Source organism: Halorubrum marinum, assembly GCF_048381195.1.
Lineage (GTDB): Archaea > Halobacteriota > Halobacteria > Halobacteriales > Haloferacaceae > Halorubrum.
In genome coordinates, this window is sequence record NZ_JBLWMM010000004.1 from 52,940 (window position 1) to 72,198 (window position 19,259).

Sequence of the window (19,259 nt, forward strand, 5' to 3'; positions counted from 1 at the left end):
TTTCACATCTCACAACTACGACTGCAGTATTCGACGCTCACTGGGACGACCCGGATCGCTGCTCCGCCTAGGTGTCGCCACAGAAACGTTCGACGTTGATATTCAAGGCGTCACCTACACTATCAACCAACTGAACGGCGTCTCCGCTGACATCGATGTTCGAATTCTCGACGAGCACGTCGAGACAGTTGGTGATCGTGACTCCGTTGAGAGTTCCGTTGAGAGCCTGAATACAACAGTTCGAGACTCTTGATCCGTCTCGGTTGGCATGTATTTCGCAGACGGAGTTCCGGGTGTGTTCCTCGGCGGTGACCCTCACGTCGAGATTCTCTAACGTGACACCTCGCGGTTCCTTGGCTCCGGGTTGGCTGGACTGAATCCAGAGGGTCGGCGCCTTCGTGTCGTTTCGAATTCGACAGTTCCGAACGGTGAATCCGCCGGGATTACTCTTGACTGTGTTCGTACACCTGATCATTCCCCACAGTGAGCCGGCGTTGTCAGGCGTAACCGAGATGTCTTTATAAATGAGATCGCAGTTTCGGATTATCAACCCCGAGTTTCCCTTGCGGGTGTCGATCACGATGCCAGCAGCTTGATGCGGTTCGGTTCCGCCGGTTTCGTTGAGCTTGGAGTGGTCCTGCTCGACGTGCGCCCCGTCGATGACCGACGTTTTCGTCGGGTGGTCACCGCCTTGGAAGCGGAGGCTCGACACGTCGCAGTTCAGGAAGTACCCGCCTTTGACCGTGACTACCCCGTCGTTGTTCGTCGAGCGCATCGCGTTGTGCCCGCACTGCTCGAAGTGGACGTCCTCTAAGCGCAACTCGCCGACGTGCGTCGGCTGATGGCGCATAAACGTGGTGCCGGGCGTATCGTTCGTCGACGATCTGTGACCTCCGAGGTAACTGCCCTGTCTCCCCATCGTGATCCGGCGAGCGATACTGACGCCCTCGGTCGTCGCACCGTTTTCACTGTCAACGTTCATCCGGAGCAAGGACCCGGCCGATTCGGCCTGTGAAGGAATGAAACCGAGCCATTCGAGGTCGACGGCGATTCCGTTATCGTTGGCGTCCAGCAGAATGGAGACGGACGTGCGTTTGTCGTCCGTCAGTTGGATGGAGAAGTTGGCTAGGACGACGTCCTCTCCGCCCTTCTGATACACGAACCAGAATCCCTCCTCGTCGGCAGCGTTGGGGAAGTGGAACTGGACGTCCCTGTGTGAATCGCCGAGCCCGACGATACCGAACCGCGACGGGTTATGCGGCGGGTCGGTCGCCGCCTCCTCGGCGACGGTATAGTCGCCGGGAGGGAATTCGATACGGGTCCCCGTTTCGAACGCCTCGGCCAACGCGTCGTCGATCGGGTCCTCGCCGGACGGGTCCATACCGAGGTCGTCGACCGCGTTCACGACGCGGTCGAATTCGATGTCGTACACGTCCGGATCAACGTTGCTGGTTTCCTCATCGGGTTCCGGAACACCTGGGTCCTCCGTATCGTCGTCGATGTCGTTACAGCCGCTGAGTGCGACGAAACCTGCCGTGATGGCTCCGAGGGCCTGTCTCCGGCTCAGGTGCGCCATTTGGTTCCCTAGGGTAGCTAAACGTATTGTTAGACTGTGCCTCCCAGATAAATACGGAACTAACTAAGCGCTCTACAGTCCACTGCACGAGCAGTGACGACGACCGACGATCAGTTCGGGAGCGGGGCGCCGTTGGTGAGTGCCATTATCCCGACATACGGTCGCCCGGAGTACCTCGAACGGGCGGTACACAGTGTCTGCGAACAGACCTATCCGTCCATCGAACTGATCGTGGTCGACGACAACTCGCCCGAGCCCGCGGCCGAAACCCTGAGTAGCGTGGACACGGACTCCGTTTCGACCGTGCGATGCGTTCGCCACGACGAGAATCAGGGCGCGAACGCGGCCCGGAACACCGGGCTCCGCCAGGCCGACGGCGCCTTCGTCGCGTTCCTCGACGACGACGATCGATGGCTCCCGGAGAAGACCGCCAGACAGGTTCGCCGGTTCGAGCAGGGGCCGGACGACCTCGGAGTGGTCACGGCGGGCAGTCGGATCGTCGACGAGAACGGAACGCAGATCGGCGTGAAACGGTCGTCAGTCGAGGGAGACGGTGTCAAAGCGCTCCTCAGAGGCGGCATCGTCGGATCGTTTTCGCGCGTCATGGTCCGGGCGGACGCGATCTCGCGGGCGGGCCTGCTCGACGAGTCGCTCCCGAGCTGGCAGGACCGAGAGTGGTATCTCCGACTGGCGAAACACAGTACGTTCGCCTCGGATAGGTCCGTTCTCGTCGAACGCCGGATCGACGCGGGCGGCCGCATCAGCGACGATTTCGAACAGAAGCGGGACGTGTCGTACCCGAGGTTCATCGCGAAGCACCGCGAGTTCGCCGCGGAGCAGGGACCACTAGGCGAGCGACAGTTCATCGGGGGACTCTCACGAACGCTCGGGTTCTCAGGGCTCTCGAACGGCTACTACCGAGACGCGATCAAGTATCTCCTCGTGTCGCTCGCGTACTACCCGTTCGACCCGAAGACGTATCTCTACCTCTGTCTGGCCGTCGGCGGCCCGTTCACGTTCAAGCCGGCGAGTCGACTAAAGCGGAAGCTGAGCGGGTCGGCCTTTAGTAAGGCGAACTGACAACCACGTATCGGCCGGGGGTGATGTGGCGACTCAGGTACGATAGCGCCGGATCGTCCGACAACGCTGGTATCGCTGCCAAATAACAGCCCACAGAGGCTATTCGGACGCGGTTCCGTCGCGTCTCGTTCGGCCGCAGGGTGGGAGCGCGGTTACTCCTCGTCGAACTGGAGGTCCGCGGTCCCCTGGACGCGCATCATCGTCACCTCGCCGCTGAAGCGGTAGCCGTCGACGTCGTCGGCCACGGATCCGATGACCATGCCACCACTTATCACGTCGTCGGCCTCGGTCGAGCCGAGGTCCGGCGATTTGTGAAGGCTCCCCGAGACGGAGAACTGGTAGGAGGTCTCGTTCTCCAATCCGTCGACAGTGAGCCAGTTGGTGAGGAACGGATCGTCGTCGCCTCCGAGGCGTTCGTCGTCGACTTGTCTCCCGTCGAGGTAGACCGCGGCTCCACCGTCCAGAGAGAACTCGGCGATCTCGCCGTTGAACAGGAACGTTACGCTCTCTGAGGACACTTCGCCGGTGGCGCTGTTCCCAGAGACCGAGTCGGCGCACTCCGTTTCGCAGGTCGGGTCGGCAACGATCTCCCCGTCGACGGTGAACTCGTAGGTGGACTTCGGTCCGGTGCCAGCGACCCGAAGGGCGTGTTCGTACTCGAGGTCGACGACTTGGTCGCGGGCGATCTCCTCGCCGTCCCGCTCGAATCGGACGTCGTCGCCCGCGGAGTAGCTCACGATGCTACCGACGTAGTCGAACGCGTCGACGCCGCCGCGGATCCTCCCGGCGACCCGGACGGTACCGTCGTCGAGCGTCTCGACCGTGCTGACGGTACCGTACTCGCTCAGTTCGGTGTTTTCGCGCGCGTCGCCCTCTACGATGAACTCGTAGCTGGCGTACGTGCTGTTGTCAATGCCGTCGATCACGAACGAGTGCCACTTGCCGTCCGCGGAGTCGCCGTCGTCCGCGGAATCGTCGGTCGAGTCATCGTCGGTCGAGTCATCGTCGGTCGAGTCGTCACCGGTGGAGTCGTCGTCGCTCGTGTCGTCCGTCGAGTCGTCGGTGCCGGATTCGCCGTCGACGACTTGGTCGCGGGAGATCTCCTCGCCGTCCCGCTCGAATCGCACGTCCTCTCCGGAGGTGTAGCTCACGATGCTACCAATGTAGTCGAACGCGTCGACGCCGCCGCGGATCCTCCCGGCGACCCGGACGGTACCGTCGTCGAGCGTTTCGACCGTGCTGACGGTGCCGTACTCGCTCAGCTCGGTGTTTTCGCGCGCGTCGCCCTCTACGATGAACTCGTAGCTGGCGTACGTGCTGTTGTCAATGCCGTCGATCACGAACGAGTGCCACTTGCCGTCCGCGGAGTCGCCGTCGTCAGTGGAATCGTCGGTCGAGTCATCGTCGGTCGAGTCATCGCTGGTCGAGTCATCATCGGTCGGGTCATCGCTGGTCGAGTCGTCGTCGCTGGTCGAGTCGTCGTCGCTGGTATCGTCCGTCGAGTCCCCGTCAGTCGAGTCGTCGGTGTCGGACTCGCCGTCGACGACCTGGTCGCGGGAGATCTCCTCGCCGTCCCGCTCGAATCTGATGTCGTCGCCCGCGGAGTAGCTCACGATGCTGCCGGCGTAGTCGAACGCGTCGACACCGGAGTAGATCGCGCCGGCGACTCGGACGGTGCCGTCGTCGAGCGTCTCGACCGTGTTGACGGTGCCGTACTCGCTCAGTTCGGTGTTTTCGCGCGCGTCGCCCTCAACGATGAACTCGTAGTCGTTGCGGGTGTCCCTATCGATGCCGTCGATCACGAACGAGTGCCACTCGGCGTCAGTGGAGTCACCGCCGTCCGCGGAATCGTCGGTCGAGTCATCGCCACTCGAGTCGTCACCGTCCGTATCGTCGTCGCCCGTCTCCTCGTCGGACGAGTCCCCGCCCGAGCCGTTCGGGAGGGGACAGCTGTCGTCGTGGGTGACGTTCCGGACGTTGCCCGTCGAGTTCGTCAGCTGGACGGCCTCTCCGGTGACGTTGATGTTCGAGTCTTCGACGACGACGTCATCACAGCCCTCGAACACGATCGCGTCGACGTCGCCGTTCGGCGCGTGGAAACACGAGTTTACGATTCGAGACCCGTCTCGGTCCTTCTCGAAGTGGACCAACGAGTCGATAATATCCGACCGAGTCGACGTCGAGGTGACGTGAACACCGTCCAAGACGACCTCGTTAGGCTGGTCGGCGCCGGAGTTGACACTCTGGAACCACAGGTTCGGTGCGAGAGTCTCGTTATAGATCCGAGTGTTTTCGATCGTCAGCCCGCCCGGGTTACTGTTCCCGGTGTTCGTGAGACGAATGGCTCCCCAGAGCGATCCGGCGTTGTCGGGCGCGACCGAGATGTCTTTATATTCGATATCACAGTTGCGGATGATCAGCCCCGAGTTCCCGACGCGGCTGTCGACGTGGATTCCCATCGCTTGATGGGGCTCAGTACCGCCGGTATCGTTGAGCTTGGAGTGGTCCTTTTCGATGTGAGCGCCGTCGATCACCGAGGTTTTCGTCGGGTGATCGCCGCCTTGGAAGCGGAGGCTCGACACGTCGCAGTTCAGGAAGTACCCGCCTTTGACCGTGACTACCCCGTCGTTGTTCGTCGAGCGCATCGCGTTGTGCCCGCACTGCTCGAAGTGGACGTCCTCTAAGCGCAACTCGCCGATGTGATCCGGGCTGTGACGCATGAACGTCGAGCCCGGCGTCGTGTTCGTGGAACTCCGGTGGCCGCCGAGGTAGCTGCCCTGCTTCCCGAACGTGACCCGACGGGCGATATTCACGCCGTCCGTCGTCGCACCGCGAGAGCGGTCGACGTTCATTCGGAGCAACGACCCGTTAGACTCGTTCTGCGCCGGGATGAATCCGAGCCATTCGAGGTCGATCGCCAGCCCGTTGTCGTTCACGTCGAACTGGATCGAGACGCTCGTCTCCATGTCGTCGGTGAGCTGGATCGAGAAATTCTCGTACAACACGTCCGTTCCGCCGTATTGGCGGAACCCCCAGTAGCCGTCCGACGATGCGGCGTTCGGGAACGTGAACTGGACGTCTCGGTGAGAGTCGCCGAGCCCCAGCATGCCGAACCGAGATTTCGACCCAGAGATGGGTGCCTCGTTGTCGATTCGGTAGGTTCCCGTCGGGAATTCGATAAGCGTTCCAGTCTCGTAGGCGTTGCGTAACGCCCCGTCGATGGAGTCGTTCCCGTTGGGGTCCATCCCGAGGTCGTCGACCGCGTTCACCACGCGATCGAACCGGATCCCGCGCCGTTCGGCCGCGGCCGACCCCAATCCGGACGAAGCCAGAACCGCACCCGTCGTCACCGCACTCAGCTTCACGTAATCGCGCCTGTTTATCATCCGCCCGGCGGCCCCGCCGCCGCTGTTCTCTCCGTCCAGTTCGTCGTTTTCGACAGACCCGTTGCTGTCGCTGTCGCTGTCCTCGCGTACCAGCTTGCGTGCCATGCAAGTAGTAGGTTCATACTAACCGCTATAAATGTATCGTTAATTATATATTTCAAAGTATATGAAAGTCACACAAAATCAGTAGAACAGCGAGCACAGTCTATTCAGTTCACACTTCCGAGTCGCTCTTCTTCGAGCTGTTAGAGCGGTATTAACGAGGTAGTAACGCGTGATTAACACGTGCGTATCGGATCGCACTGGCTCAGAAACGGCACTCGACGGCAGACAGACCGGGTTCGAGAGGCCGTTCGCCACTGCCCCGGTCGGTGGCAGTTCGACCTCGGTGCGAAGTCGCGCGACACGTTCGAGCGGGTAACAGGGCTATAACGATACGTTGCGTCGGCTTGAACTCCGCCGATGAAAGACCACGACGACGTCGTGCTCGTCACCGGCGCCGCCGGGTTCATCGGTTGGCATCTCTCGGCGGAGCTGCGAGACAGGGGATACGGAGTGCTCGGCGTCGACGGCCGCCCTACCCCCCGTCGGAGTGGAGGGATACGTCGATAATGACAACAGCAGAGGATGTCTACGGGTCTGACTCTTGGCAGAACGAATCGAACTCTCGATGGGATTCGGAAGCAAGCGCGACCGAGGAGGAGCGGTCGGTCGAGCGAGTGCTCTTCGTGTACGGGCCGACGAACGTCGAGAAGATAACGCGCCACGTAAAGCCGCTGGCAGACGCCGTTGAGTCGACGACGCTCGTCTGTACCAGTACCGATCCGGAGGTGGACGGCTTCCGACAGGTCGCGCCGCCGTCGACCGGCTACCGGCTCCTCGATCTGTTCTTAATGACCGTTCTGACCGCCGTCGAGTCCGTGAGAGGGGAGTACGACGCCGTCGTGACGATCTCGTTGTTTCCGCACGGTTGTCTTGGACTCCTCGCCGCGAAGTACAACGGGATCCCCTCGCATCTCGGGATCATCGGCCGTGACATCGACGTCCACGCTCGGGCGTGGTACGGTCGACCGGTCCGCTGGCTCATGCGTCGGTTCGACGCGGTGACCGTCCCCGGACCCACGCACAGGCGACAGCTCCACCGGTCGGTCGGTGTCCCGTGGCACAGGACCGCCATCCTCGCCAATCCCGTCGACATCGACCGGTTCACCGACGCGGAACCCGACCGGGACCGCCGATACGACCTCGTGTGGGTCGGTCGGATGACGGCGGAGAAACGGCCGCTGTTGTTCGTCGACGTGGTCGCGGCGGTCGCGGAGGGAGATCCCTCGCTGCGGGCCGTGATGATCGGTGACGGCCCGCTCTCGACGGCGGTCCGAGAGCGGATCGCCGAACACGACCTCGAGGGAACGCTCGAGACGCCCGGCTGGATCGAGGACCCGATTCCGTGGTACGCAGACGCTTCCGTGTTCGTGTTGACGTCCGAGCGAGACGCGCTTCCGCTGACGCTGATCGAGGCGATGGCGAGCGGGACGGTCCCGGTGACGCCCGCCGTCGGCAACGTGGGCGATCTCGTCGTCGACGGCTGGAACGGACGGATCGACGACCCCCTCACGGTCGACGGCGTCGCGACGGCGGTCGAGGACCTCCTGACGGACCCAGATCAGAGAGCCCGGATCGGAGCCAACGCACGCGGCGTTCGTGACCGGTTTTCGTACGCCGCAGCTACCGATGACTGGCGGCACGTGACTCGTGTGCTCGCCCGGTCGACCCGACAATAACCGGGTCAACTACTCCATAACGAAACGGGCGCGAACCGACGCGAGAGACATGCAGGATCCGACTGTCTTATTCGTCATCCTCGATTCCGTCCGCCGTGACCGGACCTCCGCGTACGGCCACGACCGTCCGACGACTCCCAACCTCGATCGACTCGCCGAGGAGGCGACGCTGTTCGAGAACGCCTACACCCCCGCGCCGTGGACGCTCCCGTCACACTGCGCGATGTTCACCGGCCGCTTCCCGAGCGAGCACGGCGTCACGAACGGCTTCTCGGACGTGTCGCTCAGGCTGCCTGACTCCGTCGAGACGCTCACAGAACGGCTCTCGGCGGACGGGTACCGGACCGCCGGCTTCTCGAACAACCCCTGGGTCGGGCAGCTGTCGGGAATCGACAGAGGGTTCGACGAGTACGTGGAGTGGGACCTCGAGATCGGCGTCGACGGGGACACCGACATCAACTCGACGCGCGACAGACTGTACTCGGCCGCACACACGGTGCTCGCACAGGGGGCTCGTCAGCCGGTGTTCCTCTTGAAACGGCGGCTGTTCACGTCGAACCTCGTCGAGCGGGCGACGCGGTGGATGCGAGCGACCGCCGCCGACGAATCGCCGGCGTTCACGTTTCTGAACCTGATGGAAGCCCACAGCCCCTACTTCCCGCCCACCGAGGCGTTCGAGGAGCTCGGACTCTCGCCGCCCGGGCCGATCGAGCCGCGACTGTTGAACACGAAGCTGCTGGCGTACGTCCTCGGGAAGGCCGACTTACCCCCGGAGCGACGACGGCGCGTGTTGGAGTTCTACGACGCCAGCCTCCGGTACCAGGACCGGAAGCTCGGCGAGCTACTGTCGACGATGAAAGCGACGGGGACCTACGACGATTCGCTCATCGTCGTCGTCGCCGACCACGGGAAGAACCTCGGGGACCACGACCGCGACGAGATCCCGCCCCACTCCACTCGCTCGGTCAACACCGACGTTCCGCTGATCGTGAAACGACCCGGACAGGAGACCGCCGAGCGGCTCGACGACCCGGCAGAGCTGACGGGGCTGTTCGACCTCATCTCCAATCCGAACATGTCACCGGCCGTCGCACTGAGCGGAGACGAAGGGGCACTCGTCGAGGACTACGTTCCGCACACGGGCCGGACCAGCGAACCGACCACCCGATGGCGGGTCCTCACGGACGGCGAACACCGGTACGTCAGGGCCGACGACGGGCGCGAGTTCCTGTTCGCCCCGGACGGAAATCCCGTCTCAGAAGACCGAGAGCCGCTGTTGTCGCGGTTTGCTGAGATGATGGACGGCCGAGAGGCGCGTCTCTCTGACCCCGAGGAAATCGACGATTCCGACCCCGAAGAGCTGTCGCGGGGCCTGGAGTCCCAACTCGAGGACCTCGGGTACCTGGAGTGAGCGACTGGCCCTGACGCGTCCCGTGGCGGATCAGCGTAGTTCACGAGAGGCTGCCGGCGATAGACCGGATGTCGTTTTCGATCTTCCACGGTGAGACCCGCGCTAACAGGAGGGCGACAGCCGTGTAGACGACGACGCCTGCGGGAACCAAGACGATTAGTTCGACCAGGGGAGTCACGTCCATCAGCCCGCGCAGCTGCCAGAGGGACGCGAACATGACGATGGCACCGACGAGCGGGTAGAACCACTCTCGGTAGAACTCAACCGGGCGAGTGTCCGTGAGCTTCGAGACGACGTACACATCGAGCGGGAGCATCGGAAACGCGTACACCCCGACGACGACGAGGCCGACGCCCTCGATGCCGAACCGCGCGGCTGCCGGCCAGATCAGGATGGCAATACAGGCGACGCGCAGCGCGGCGAGCTTCGCGAGGAGGTCCGGTCGGTCGAGCGCCTTCCAGACCGAGCCGAAGTTGCGAGTGATCGAGTGGAACATGCCGTACAGCGCCAGCAGCTGCATGATCCGGATCATCGGTATCCAGTCGTCTCCGAGGACGACCGGCACGAAACTCGGCGCCACGAGCGCGATCCCGACCGCCATCGGGATCGTGATGAACCCCGTGACCCGCGTCGTCGCGAGCAGGGCCTGGCGCAGTTCGGCCGGGTTGTCTTGGAGCTTCGAGTAGGCGGGGAAGCTGACGCTGGCGAGGATCTCGGACACCTCCGAGGACGGCGTGTCGGCGATGCGGTAGGCGTACTGGTAGAAGCCGAGCGCCGTCGCTGACAGGAACCAGCCGACGAAGGCGTCGTCGCCCTCGCTGTACAGGAAGTAGAGAATCGAGGACGCGGTGATCCACTTCCCGTAGTTGATCAGCTCTCGGGCGATGGAGACGTCGAAGGACGGCCACGGTCGGTAGTTGTGGATGACGTACGAGAGACCGAACTTGAACGCGTCCGCGGAAACGTACGCGAACACGAGCGCCCAGACGGTCGGGGAGATCAGCACGTATCCGACGCCGACGACGAACTGGACGATGCCCCCGCTGACCTGATAGACGAACTCCTTGTGGAATTCGAGGTCCTTCCGGAAGTAGATGATACCCGGGTTTCGAAGCCCGAACAGCAGCGGACCGAGCCCGATGACTCGTATCAGCGGAACCGCGCTCGGCTCACCGAAGAGGTCACCGATGAACGGCGCGGCGACGAACAGCACGGCGAAGATCAAGACGCCTCGACCCGCCTCGAGACACCACGCCGTGTCTAGGTACTCGTCGACGTTCTCGTTTTTCTGCTGAATGAGCGCCGTCTTGAGACCGATCTTCGAGAAGTTCCGCGTCGCGCTCAGCGACACCAGCGCGATGCCCATGAGCCCGAACTGCCGCGGCGCTAGCACCCGCGCGAGAATGATCAGCATCAGTATCTGGAGGAGCCGACTCGATACCTTGATCGCGGTGGCCCAGATTCCGCTCTGAACAGTCCGATCGAGCATCGAACCGCTCGGAATGATCCCGTCGAGGAGGGCCCGAAGGCGGTCCCTCACCGTCGCGCGAGTGCGAGACCGGTCATTGGTGGGCCGTGAACGGACGTCTTGTGAGCGGACATTGGGTACCGGAGACTCACAGGGAGTAGACAAGGTAATCAAGCACCTGAATTCCGTTAAGCACCGTACAACCTATCGACGCCGCGACGGGTACGGCGTCGGATCGGACCTGCGGAACGCCGTCTCCTGCGCGGAATAGCGTTTCCGCGTACTGACCGTCGTCGAATGCGATCTCGCGTCCGCATCGATCGCCGAGTATCTCGGCTCTACCGTGTGTGCCCGTCGAAATATCTATTTCACTGAAGCGACTGCACGCCTGCTTTCACGTACAATGCCCGCGGCGGGTATCGGTCAAAACGAATTGAATTCCCGGCGACCGCTACATGTACCCCAGATCGCGCAGCCGTTCCATCAGGTCCTCCTTGTCCTGTGCGCGGCCGGCGCGCTCCGTGGTGTCCTCCAAGTCCTGGAGCCACGCGGGCTCCTCGGTCGTTTTTTCCGTACTGACCTCGCTGCCGAGCGAGCGGAACCCGGCGAAGTACTTCGGCGAGATCGGCACGTCCTCTCGCTCGACGCCCTCCGGGAGATCGTCGTCGGACTGCGGGACGTACCCCTCGTCGGGGAAGGCGTCGACCGTGTCCGGGACGACGTAGTTCCAGAAGGCGTCCCACACGTCGCGCTCGGCGAACTGTAGGATTGGCTGAATACGGTCGTGCGGCGGGAACAGGTCGGGATCGTGGCGCGGCGAGAAGAACGTCTCGTCGGCCCGGGCCTCCTGTTCGTCCCAGCGCACCCCGGAGATGACACCGTCGATGTCGTACTCTTCGAGGGCGTTGTTGAGCGCGACCGTCTTCAGCAGGTGGTTCCCGACGTACGTGTCGAGGAGGAACGGGAAGGTGTCCTCCTCGTACTCCAAGATGTCGCGGATGTGGTGCCGGTTCTGCTCGTTCAACGCAGCGACCGGGATATCGTCGCCCGGCTCTAACCCGCGTTCCTCGACGTACGCGCCCACGTCTTCGTTGCGGGCGTACACGAGCTCGATCTCCCACTCGTCGGCCCAGTGCTCGACGAAGTCGGTGATGTCGTCGAAGTGCTGGAAGTGGTCGATGAACACGGCGGTCGGCTTCTCGTAGCCGAACTTCTCGGCCACCTGGTTGATGAAATACAGCGTCAGCGTGGAGTCTTTGCCGCCGGTCCACATGACCGCGGGGTTCTCGTACTGTTCGAGGCCCTGCCGGGTCACCTCGATTGCCTTTTCGATTTTGTGTTGCAGCGACGGGTAGTCGGAGGGGTCCTCTCCCTCACCGTCGGCGTAGTCGACATCGACGCTCGCCGGGAAATCCTCGCTCATACGGCCGAAGTGTCGACGCGGAAGGAAATATGCCTTCTGCATCCGAGAGCCCTCACTCGCTCCGCAACCCCTCGGAACAGAAGGAATATGCCGCCTCGCCCGGACACCTCACCCATGGGACTGTTCGATCGGCTGCGCGGCGACGACGCGGAGCGCGTCGTCTTCCTCGGCATCGACGGCGTACCGTATGACCTCGTGCAGGATCACCCCGACGTGTTCGAGAACCTCACCGCGATCGCCGAGGACGGGGCGGCCGGTCGACTGGAGAGCATCGTGCCTCCCGAGTCGAGCGCCTGCTGGCCGAGCCTCACCACCGGCGTGAACCCCGGTTCGACCGGCGTGTACGGCTTTCAGGACCGCGAGACCGACTCCTACGACACGTACGTCCCGATGGGGAGCCACGTGAAGGCGACCCGCCTGTGGGACCGCGTCACCGACGACGGCCGGGACGCGACGGTCCTCAACGTCCCCGTGACGTTCCCGCCGTCGACGCGGATCCAGCGACAGGTCTCCGGGTTCCTCTCGCCGTCTATCGAGCAGGCGTCGAGCGACGAGTCCGTCCAGCGGGTCCTCGAAGACCGCGACTACCGGATCGACGTGAACGCCAAGCTCGGCCACGACGACGACAAGACCGACTTCATCGAGAACGCCCACGCGACCCTCGACGCCCGCCACGACGTGTTCACTCACTACCTCGCCGAAGACGACTGGGACCTGTTTTTCGGCGTCTTCATGAGCACCGACCGCGTGAATCACTTCCTGTTCGGCGACTACGCGACCGACGGCGAGTACAAGGCGGAGTTCCTGGAGTTCTATCGGGCCCTCGACGAGTACATCGGCGAGATTCGCGACTCGCTCGACGGCGACACGACCCTCGTCGTCGCCTCCGATCACGGCTTCACCCGACTGGAGTGGGAGGTGAACTGCAACCAGTGGCTCGCCGACGGGGGGTGGCTCTCCTACGAGACCGACGCTGACGACGAACCCGACTCCCTCGCCGACATCGGCGACGACGCGCGCGCCTACTCGCTCATCCCAGGACGCTTCTACCTCAACCTAGAGGGCCGCGAGCCCGACGGCGTCGTCCCCGAGTCCGAGTACGAGGCCGTCCGCGAGGAACTCATCGCCGACCTCGAATCGCTCACCGGTCCCGACGGCCGCGAGGTGTGCAAGCGGATCGTGAAAGGCGAGACGGTCTTCGACGGCGACCACGACGATATCGCGCCCGACCTCGTCGTCATCCCCGCGGACGGCTTCGACCTGAAGTCCGGCTTCGGCGGGAAAGACGCCGTCTTCGCCGAGGGGCCCCGCAACGGGATGCACAAGTTCGAGAACTCGCTTTTGTACGCCACCGATCCCGACCTCGACGTCGAGGGATCGAACCTCTTCGACGTGGCGCCGACGATCCTCGACCTGATGGACGTCGAGCACGACGGCGACTTCGACGGCGACAGTCTGTTGAGCGTGTAACAGTCGAGGACGCGTCGTCGCACCTACCCGATCAGCGACCACCGCTCGCCCGGCGTCGCGTGAAACCCGTACAGTTCCCCGTCGTCGAAGGCGACTAGGCGACCGCCGACCGCGAACAGTTCGTCGACGGTGACGCCCTCGGGGAGCGGCGCCCGCCAGCGGTCTTCCCCGTCGACACCGACGGCGAGGATCGCTCGTGACCCGACTGCGTAGACCCCGTTCGAGTCGACGGCGACCCTCTGGTGGGCGGGTAGATCGGTGCGCTTCCACGCGGTGTCCCCGTCTCCGACGTCGAGCGCCCTGACCGTCCCGCCCCGGCGGAGATAGAGTCGTTGCCGGGCGGACCCCTTCTCGCGGTCCCCTTCGACGACCGGTGGCCGGTCCCTCGGCGCCGGCACCGACAGCGAGAAGCGCCGATCGAGGTTCGGGTCGAATCCGATCACGGTTCCCGCCGCGGCGCTCCCGGCGACGAGCGTCTCCCCCACCCGGACGAGCCAGCTGATGTCCACTGAGACCGGTCGCTCCGCGCGGCGCTCGCCGGACGGGCCGAACCGGGTGAGGACGGGTGTCGCCCCCTCTGACTCGCCGCCAGACCGGCCGTCGCTCTCACTGACGATCGCGGCCCACACGTTTCCGCCGTCGACCGCGACACGGTCGGACGCGCCGGCACGGTCCGGCCACGCCTCAGGGACCTGAAAGGCTCGATCGCCCGTCTCGGCGTCGAGAGCGATCAGTTCCGGTCCCGCGATCGCGACAGCGAGTCGGCCGCTCGCGCGGACGCCGTCGATTCCCGGGGAGTCCGCCGTTCCGTCATCGGCGGTCGCGATCCCGTCGACCTGCCAGCGAACGTCGTCGCCTTCGGCTTCGTCGCTTTCGGCTCCGTCACCGCTGGTGCCGCCGGTGGTCCTCCGCGCGTTGGGGTCGATCCCCGCCGTACCGCGGTCGATCGCGGTGATTCGACCGCCCTCGACGGGGACGAACAGCAATTCCTCGGTGACCGCTGGCGGGGCGACCGCCTGTCGTTCCGTCTCCGCGGCGAGCCGGGTCTCCCCCGACTCGTCGACCGCGGTCACGGACGCGTTCTCGACGTCTTGCCACGTACTGGTTCCGAAGTCGTAGGTGAGTCCCGACTGGTTCCGGACGGCGAAGAGCCGATCTGACGTGACCGCGAACCGCGGCGGCCCGGTCCTGTGAAGTCCGTCGGGTCCGATCGACGACTCCCACGCGAGGTCGCCGCCGCCGGGGCGGTAGCCGCACCCGGCGAGGCCGCCGACCGCCCCACTCACTGCCGCCGAGAGGAGTCGGCGTCGCGAGAGTTCCGAGCGTCGTTCTCGCCCGGTCACGCGGTCTCACCCGCGGTCTCACTCGCCATCTCGCGGAGCCGCGCGATTCGCTTCCGGGTCGGCGGGTGCGTCTCCGGAAACACGTCCGTGCTCACCAGTTCCTTGTCGCCGAAGGCTCGGCCCTCTAGGGGCGCGATGTACAGCGCCTCCGCACCGCCGTCGAACTCGCGGAGGTCCCGCTCCGGAACCTCGGGCATCGATTCGTCGAGCGTCTCCAGCGCGCTCGCGAGCGCCGCCGGCGATCCCGTGATCTCGGCGGCCGCGCGGTCGGCGGCGTACTCCCGGTACCGCGAGAGCACCCGGTGGATCAGGACGCTCCCGAACCAGAACATCGCCGAGACGGTCAAGGTGAGGAGCGCGCTCACCGTGATCACGACGAGCCCGATCGCGAGCGCGCGGCCGTCCCGATTTCCGCCCGACCGGCCGCCGCCGAACTGAAGGAACTTGAACAGCCCGTAGAGGACGTAAGAGGCGAGCACCGCGAGGTAGTAGGTGATCGTCGGGAGCACCCACGCCACGGTCATCAGGCTCGCGTCGCGGTTCTTCAGATGCGCGAGCTCGTGGGCTACCACGGCGTCTCGTTCCTCCTCGTCGAGCCGCTCCAAGAGCGCGGTCGTGACGACGACGGTCCCGTTTCCGGGGGTTCCGACCGCGAACGCGTTCGGTAGCTCCGTCCGCGCGACCGCCACGTCCGGCTTCGGGGCATCGGCCTGGGCCGCGATCCGAGTGACTGCGGCGTGGAGTTCGGGGTACTCGTCGGGTGACACGTGCCGCCCACCGATCGAGCGCAGAACGCTCCCGGGGCCGTACCGGTACTGCACCGCGAGCCCGCCGAGCACGACGATCGCGAGAGCGACCGGGTCGACGTACACCTCGCCGGTGTACGGGCGCTCGTTCGCCCACTCCAACAGCGGGAGGCCGACCGTGTTGATCAGAAACACGAACGTGTAGACGAACGCGAACGGGAGCAGGACGACTAAGCCGGTCGCGATCAGCAGACGGGCGCGTAGCTGCTGGTCCGAATCGAGACGGTTCGCCGGACGGAGGGGCCCGAGGGTCGCGCGGATGGAGGACGACATCGTGTGTTCGGTGAGGAGGTTTGGTCCCCTCTCTTAAACTTCCTCTGTCGGCGTCGAACACCGCATACAGAGCACGTCGGTTCCGGCCCAGTTGACGTCGTTCGAGCCGCACGCCGGACAGCGACGCGTCTCGTTGCCGTACTCCGTGGTCCCGCGCGGGGCCGCGAGGTGACCGTCGGCGATCGCTCCCGCAACGAGCCCCGCGAAGCGCTGTTTTTTGTATCGGGCGCGATGCGCGAGGAAGTCGCCCGCTTGCGAGGGGTCCGGACCGTGGAGGTCCTCCCACGTGACCGCGATCTCGCCGTTCGCCTGCCCGCGAGCGACCTGTTTGATCGTCGCGGCCGCGGCGCCGAACAGCGGGGTCGTCGCCAGCGCCTGGGGCGAGTCGACCTCGTCGCCGACAACCGCGTAGCGCTCTGCGGCGTCGTCGTACGCTTTCTCGGGACCCTCGAGCTCCCCGGCGACCCGGAAGTCGGCGACGAACTCCGCGAGGCAGGCACCCTGTCCGGGGGCGTCGAGCACCCGCTGGAAGTCGCGCGTCGCGGCGATCCCTTCGACGGCGCGCTGGGTGGCTCGACGGTCCGCGCCGGCAACGCGGTACGCCACCGCGGCCATCAGCAGCTGCTGGAGCCCCTGTCCGGTCCAGCCCTTCTCGTCGGGCTCGAACGGATCCAGATCCGGACGCGGATCGGCGAGTACCCGGCGACCGCCCCGAGTGTACCGATCCCCGGCCGTCTCGTACTCCCGAGCGGCCAGCGCATCGACCGCGGCGTCGTAGTGGCCGCCGTCCTGCGTGTTCATACCGATCGGAGGGTCTGCGGCGGATTAGGGATGGCGGTGCTGGCGGTGGCGGCGGTGCTGGCGGTGGCGGCGGTGGCGGCGGTGGCGGTGGCGGCGGTGCTGGCGGTGGTGGTGGTGGTGGTGGTGGCGGCGGTGGCGGTGGCCCTCAGACCGGATCGGTCTCCGGCCGAATCGACTCGTAAAACGCGACCGAGTACGTCGCGTAGAACGCGCCGAACAGCCCGGTCAGGACGACGTACCCGATCGCGCCGACGACGGCCGTCGCGGTCGTGGGGTCGAACGGAATCAGCTCGGCGATCGGACTTCCCGGCGGCTGCGGCCCGACGGCGAACGACGCCGCGGCGGCGAGCGTGCCCAGCAGCGCACTGCCGATAACGAGTAGGATAGTGTAACCGAGCGCACTGAGGAGGTTCGAGCGAACGACCCCGACGCTTCGGCGGAATCCATCGACCAGTTCCCGGTCGTCCAAGACGATCGCGTGAGCGTAAAACTGGATGAAGAACGTGATCAAGAAGTAGACGAGCGCAAGCCCGGTGGCGACGATCCCGAGGACGGTCAGCAGGGTCAGCCCGCCCGGGACGCTACCGGCGCCGGACGTCGGGTCACCGAATCCGCCGGGGCCGGAGGCCGCGCCGAACGAGGTGCCGAGGACCGCGATGAATATGCCGAAAAAGGTGATCAGGCCGAATATGAGGTTGATCGCCAACAGCACGAAGTACGCGAGCAGCAGCGAGACGTAGTTGGCTTTCCCTTCGGCGACGAGCGTCGAAAGGGTCGTCTCTCCGCGAATCGCCTCGCTGGCCATGGCGAGCATACCGCCTTGAAAAAAGGGGAGCACGACGAGCAACAGGCCCGTCATGGCGAGCGAAATCAGCGACGCGAGCAGGGGTCGCGTCGGTTGAATGAGCAGGTTCGGGAGCTGTGCGAGCCCGTACAGCGCGGTGATAGCGATCAGTATCGGGTTGCGAGCGACGCCGCTGGCTGCGGGCCGGAGGGCTTGGAGGGCTGCCATGCATCGGAATGCAGTTCGAGTTATATAAATGACATGGGATCCTTCGTCGCGGACACGTGGCACACCGCCACAGGCGACGCCCTCGTCACCAGGTGAGTCCCTCGTACACCAGCCCCTCGCGGCGCTCGATGATCCGGCGACCGTCGATCACGACCGGATCGGCCATCGCGTCGAAGTCGTCGTCCAACGCCGCGAACTCGTCCCAGTCCGTCACCACGAGCGCCGCGCTCGCACCGTCGAGCGCCGCCGGGGCCGACTCCGCGTACTCGACGTCCGGGAAGCGCTCGCGCATGTTCGCGGTCGCAACGGGGTCGTACCCGACCACCTCCGCGCCGCGCGCCTGGAGCCCCTCGATCACGGGGGTCGCCCGAGAGTTGCGGATGTCGTCGGTGCCGGGTTTAAACGCCAGCCCGAGCACCGCGACGCGCTTCCCGGCCACGTCGGCGTGGTCGTCGAGCAGGCCGAGCATGCGCTCCGGCTGCCCGTCGTTGACCGCGACGGTCGCGTCGAGCAGCGCCGGCTCGTAACCGGCCTCGCGGGCCGCGGCGCGGATGGCGTCGACGTCTTTTGGAAAACAAGATCCGCCGTATCCCACCCCCGAGCGCAGGAATTTCGCCCCGATACGGTCATCGAGTCCGACCGCGTCCATCACCTCGTAGGCGTCGATACCGAACTGCTTGCAGATGTTCCCGAGGTCGTTCGCCAGCGATATTTTCGACGCGAGAGCGGCGTTGTTCGCGTATTTGATCATCATCGCCGTTTCGGGGTCGGTCCGGACGACCGGAACGTCCCCACCGATCGCACTGAGAAGCGGCTCGTACAGCGCCTCCAACCGGCCCGTGGCCCACTCGGACTCGGTCCCGAAGACGAGTTTGTCCGGGTGCTGGAAGTCGTGGACTGCGGAGCCCTCTCGGAGGAACTCCGGGTTCGTCGCGAGCTCGACGCGGACGGCGGCCCCGCCCGCGCCCGTAAGAAGCGCGTCGCGAACCTCGGCGACGCCGGGCGGCGTGATCGTGCTCTTGACGACGACGAGGTGGCGGTCGCCCGTGTCCGCGGGCGAGGAATCGTTCTCCTCGGCGAGCGCCTCGCCGGTCATCTCCGCGGCCGCGGTCAGCGGTCCGAGATCGATGCTCCCGTCCCCGCGGGAGGGCGTGCCGATCGCGAGGAACGTCACGTCGGCGTCGGGGACGCTGTCGTACTCGGTGGTCGCTCGCAGTCGATTACCCGCGTGCTCGGCCAGTAGGTCGTCGAGGCCCGGCTCGTGGATCGCCGCGCGACCCTCGTTCAGCGCCGCGACCACATCGGAATCGATGTCGACAGCGGTGACGTCGTGGCCCACGTCCGCGAGGCAGGCCGCGAGCGTGGTTCCCACGTAGCCGCTGCCGATGACGGTGACTCGCATACCCCATCAAGCGACCCCCGGCTCAAA

At 65.1% G+C, this 19,259-nt stretch carries 14 protein-coding genes; 5 read left to right on the top strand and 9 right to left on the bottom strand.

Features of this window, described 5'->3' with window-relative positions; translation table 11 throughout:
* Positions 1–67 precede the first annotated feature (67 nt).
* A complete protein-coding gene (locus ACNSN4_RS06780; RefSeq protein WP_418285036.1) occupies positions 68–1,576 on the bottom strand; it encodes a hypothetical protein in 1,509 nt (502 codons plus the stop codon).
* Positions 1,577–1,669: 93 nt separating this feature from the next.
* Between ACNSN4_RS06780 and ACNSN4_RS06785 the strand changes: the two genes are divergently transcribed.
* The gene (locus ACNSN4_RS06785; protein WP_418285037.1) at positions 1,670–2,656 is read left to right on the top strand and encodes a glycosyltransferase family 2 protein; all 987 of its coding nucleotides are present in this window, start codon (positions 1,670–1,672) and stop codon (positions 2,654–2,656) included.
* A 152-nt stretch (positions 2,657–2,808) separates the two neighbouring features.
* Here the strand turns inward: ACNSN4_RS06785 and ACNSN4_RS06790 are convergent, their stop codons facing one another.
* Entirely contained in the window at positions 2,809–6,147 is a 3,339-nt protein-coding gene (locus ACNSN4_RS06790; protein ID WP_418285038.1) for a hypothetical protein, read from the bottom strand.
* Positions 6,148–6,504: 357 nt separating this feature from the next.
* Between ACNSN4_RS06790 and ACNSN4_RS06795 the strand changes: the two genes are divergently transcribed.
* The 3 genes from ACNSN4_RS06795 to ACNSN4_RS06805 are packed head-to-tail and all read left to right on the top strand — an operon-like array spanning position 6,505 to position 9,234.
* On the top strand, positions 6,505–6,654 hold the full coding sequence (locus ACNSN4_RS06795) for an NAD-dependent epimerase/dehydratase family protein (RefSeq protein ID WP_418285039.1): 150 nt from the start codon (positions 6,505–6,507) through the stop codon (positions 6,652–6,654).
* Entirely contained in the window at positions 6,654–7,823 is a 1,170-nt protein-coding gene (locus tag ACNSN4_RS06800; protein ID WP_418285040.1) for a glycosyltransferase family 4 protein, read from the top strand. The genes ACNSN4_RS06795 and ACNSN4_RS06800 overlap by 1 nt, the downstream gene beginning before the upstream one ends.
* 49 nt (positions 7,824–7,872) lie before the next feature.
* Positions 7,873–9,234 (top strand): sulfatase, encoded by a 1,362-nt coding sequence (locus ACNSN4_RS06805; RefSeq protein WP_418285041.1) that lies wholly within the window; start codon positions 7,873–7,875, stop codon positions 9,232–9,234.
* Positions 9,235–9,274: 40 nt separating this feature from the next.
* On the opposite strand, the gene ACNSN4_RS06810 is transcribed toward ACNSN4_RS06805, so the two are convergent.
* Together ACNSN4_RS06810 and ACNSN4_RS06815 are read right to left on the bottom strand one after the other, a co-directional pair.
* Complete coding sequence (locus ACNSN4_RS06810; RefSeq protein WP_418285042.1) at positions 9,275–10,723, bottom strand: lipopolysaccharide biosynthesis protein; 1,449 nt, start codon at positions 10,721–10,723, stop codon at positions 9,275–9,277.
* 430 nt (positions 10,724–11,153) lie between these two features.
* Positions 11,154–12,125, bottom strand: coding sequence for a phosphoadenosine phosphosulfate reductase family protein (locus ACNSN4_RS06815; RefSeq protein ID WP_418285043.1), 972 nt, complete (start codon positions 12,123–12,125; stop codon positions 11,154–11,156).
* 114 nt (positions 12,126–12,239) lie between these two features.
* Between ACNSN4_RS06815 and ACNSN4_RS06820 the strand changes: the two genes are divergently transcribed.
* A complete protein-coding gene (locus ACNSN4_RS06820) occupies positions 12,240–13,595 on the top strand; it encodes an alkaline phosphatase family protein (RefSeq protein WP_418285044.1) in 1,356 nt (451 codons plus the stop codon).
* A gap of 23 nt (positions 13,596–13,618) precedes the next feature.
* Here ACNSN4_RS06820 and ACNSN4_RS06825 read toward each other — a convergent pair whose 3' ends face one another.
* The 5 genes from ACNSN4_RS06825 to aglM form a co-directional block, all read right to left on the bottom strand.
* Positions 13,619–14,938, bottom strand: a complete 1,320-nt coding sequence (locus tag ACNSN4_RS06825) for an outer membrane protein assembly factor BamB family protein (protein ID WP_418285045.1) — start codon at positions 14,936–14,938, stop codon at positions 13,619–13,621.
* Positions 14,935–16,017 carry a M48 family metalloprotease gene (locus tag ACNSN4_RS06830; RefSeq protein WP_418285046.1) on the bottom strand — a complete coding sequence of 361 codons (1,083 nt, stop codon included), beginning with the start codon at positions 16,015–16,017 and terminating at the stop codon, positions 14,935–14,937. Before ACNSN4_RS06830 ends, ACNSN4_RS06825 begins: the two co-directional genes overlap by 4 nt.
* A 33-nt stretch (positions 16,018–16,050) precedes the next feature.
* The gene (locus ACNSN4_RS06835) at positions 16,051–16,818 is read right to left on the bottom strand and encodes a hypothetical protein (RefSeq protein ID WP_418285047.1); all 768 of its coding nucleotides are present in this window, start codon (positions 16,816–16,818) and stop codon (positions 16,051–16,053) included.
* 145 nt (positions 16,819–16,963) lie between these two features.
* The gene (locus ACNSN4_RS06840) at positions 16,964–17,830 is read right to left on the bottom strand and encodes a DUF7847 domain-containing protein (protein WP_418285048.1); all 867 of its coding nucleotides are present in this window, start codon (positions 17,828–17,830) and stop codon (positions 16,964–16,966) included.
* An 85-nt stretch (positions 17,831–17,915) separates the two neighbouring features.
* Entirely contained in the window at positions 17,916–19,232 is a 1,317-nt protein-coding gene (gene aglM / locus ACNSN4_RS06845; RefSeq protein ID WP_418285049.1) for a UDP-glucose 6-dehydrogenase AglM, read from the bottom strand.
* Between the last annotated feature and the right edge of the window lie 27 nt (positions 19,233–19,259).

Excerpts from the sequence above, each read along its gene's own strand:
- ACNSN4_RS06840 (WP_418285048.1), bottom strand. The coding sequence starts at position 17,830 with ATGGCAGCCCTCCAAGCCCTCCGGCCCGCAGCCAGCGGCGTCGCTCGC.
- ACNSN4_RS06835 (WP_418285047.1), bottom strand. The coding sequence starts at position 16,818 with ATGAACACGCAGGACGGCGGCCACTACGACGCCGCGGTCGATGCGCTG.
- aglM (WP_418285049.1), bottom strand. The coding sequence starts at position 19,232 with ATGCGAGTCACCGTCATCGGCAGCGGCTACGTGGGAACCACGCTCGCG.
- ACNSN4_RS06780 (WP_418285036.1), bottom strand. The coding sequence starts at position 1,576 with ATGGCGCACCTGAGCCGGAGACAGGCCCTCGGAGCCATCACGGCAGGT.
- ACNSN4_RS06820 (WP_418285044.1), top strand. The coding sequence starts at position 12,240 with ATGGGACTGTTCGATCGGCTGCGCGGCGACGACGCGGAGCGCGTCGTC.
- ACNSN4_RS06790 (WP_418285038.1), bottom strand. The coding sequence starts at position 6,147 with ATGGCACGCAAGCTGGTACGCGAGGACAGCGACAGCGACAGCAACGGG.
- ACNSN4_RS06805 (WP_418285041.1), top strand. The coding sequence starts at position 7,873 with ATGCAGGATCCGACTGTCTTATTCGTCATCCTCGATTCCGTCCGCCGT.
- ACNSN4_RS06810 (WP_418285042.1), bottom strand. The coding sequence starts at position 10,723 with ATGCTCGATCGGACTGTTCAGAGCGGAATCTGGGCCACCGCGATCAAG.
- ACNSN4_RS06800 (WP_418285040.1), top strand. The coding sequence starts at position 6,654 with ATGACAACAGCAGAGGATGTCTACGGGTCTGACTCTTGGCAGAACGAA.
- ACNSN4_RS06815 (WP_418285043.1), bottom strand. The coding sequence starts at position 12,125 with ATGAGCGAGGATTTCCCGGCGAGCGTCGATGTCGACTACGCCGACGGT.
- ACNSN4_RS06830 (WP_418285046.1), bottom strand. The coding sequence starts at position 16,017 with ATGTCGTCCTCCATCCGCGCGACCCTCGGGCCCCTCCGTCCGGCGAAC.
- ACNSN4_RS06795 (WP_418285039.1), top strand. The coding sequence starts at position 6,505 with ATGAAAGACCACGACGACGTCGTGCTCGTCACCGGCGCCGCCGGGTTC.